This is a genomic window from Treponema sp. R8-4-B8 (assembly GCF_054786175.1).
Genome location: NZ_BDHE01000113.1, coordinates 1 through 1,167, shown reverse-complemented (window position 1 = coordinate 1,167; position 1,167 = coordinate 1). Strand labels below are relative to the sequence as shown.

At 40.4% G+C, this 1,167-nt stretch carries 1 protein-coding gene; it reads left to right on the top strand.

Annotation, left to right across the window (positions count from 1 at the left end):
- The coding region (locus ACYVRA_RS06635; protein ID WP_461251959.1) for a tyrosine-type recombinase/integrase at positions 1-795 on the top strand (795 nt) is incomplete at its 5' end.
- Between the last annotated feature and the right edge of the window lie 372 nt (positions 796-1,167).

Below are 1,167 nucleotides of genomic sequence, written 5' to 3'. Positions count from 1 at the left end.
GGAACTTTCAAAACTATGACGATTGAGGCTGTGGAACGTGGGATAATCGCTGTTGACCCTACCGCCAAAGTTGAACGGCTTATAAACGACCGAACCGAAATTAAAATTATCACTCCGCTTGAATTTAAAAAATTATTTGTGGGCGATTGGCGCAAGGTGTGGGAAAACAGCCATATTACCTGTACCGTGAACAAAGTGGCGGCGTTGTCGGGCATGAGGGTGTCGGAAATTTTAGGGCTTAAAGGGAGTTGTCTTTTTGACGATCATATTTACGTTTGTATGCAACATGACAATTACGGCTACAGACTGACTAAAACAAAGGACAAACATAATATACCGCTTCCTGCTTCTTTGATTGCCGATTTGAAACTGCTGAAAGAAAAAAGCGGGGACGGATATTTATTCTCTACGGACGGAGGGGGCAAGCCCATCTGCCGTAAAACGGTCTTGATGTATTTGCGTAAAGCGTTGGTAAATATCGGCATTAGCAGTGCGGAAATAAAAGAGCGGAATTTGCATATTCACGCTTGGCGGCATTTTTTTAATACGGAAATGCTAAAGGGCGGTATGACTACGGAACAAGCACAAGCTATAACCACGCATAAGAGCGAAAGAATGACGGAAAGATATACACATTTTGACCCTCTTGAATTTGTGAAGGCGAAGGAAATACAGGAAGCGTTGTTACAGCCTGTTCAGGATAAAACACAGACAACGGAAAGAACGGAAATGCCGCCTAATGTGTTTTCTTTTCCCGTACAGGGCATACCGCAAGAGGAACGGAAACAAGCCTAATAACCTGTTATAAACCTGTAACCCCCGAAGCTACGGCAACGGGGGATTTTTTTTGCCCTGATAAAAATTGCGTGTTTATCCCAATTACTTTTGCTCTTGGTTTTGTGAAAATAAAACCATGCGTAAAATTTCCAATTTTACCTAAATACTGATAACGCTAAAACCTTTATTTTTATTAAGCGATGATAAATGAGGAAGGCGGGTTGAAATTGCCGTTTCCGAAAATTCTAGGAAACTCCTATATCTTTTTGAATTGCCAAAACTTATTTTTATTTGTATACGGATGAAGCATAAAGGCTTATGAAAATAAGGTTAAAAGTTGGACTAAATCCAACTATCTTTATGAAACTGCAGCGGGTATTTTCTATGTAT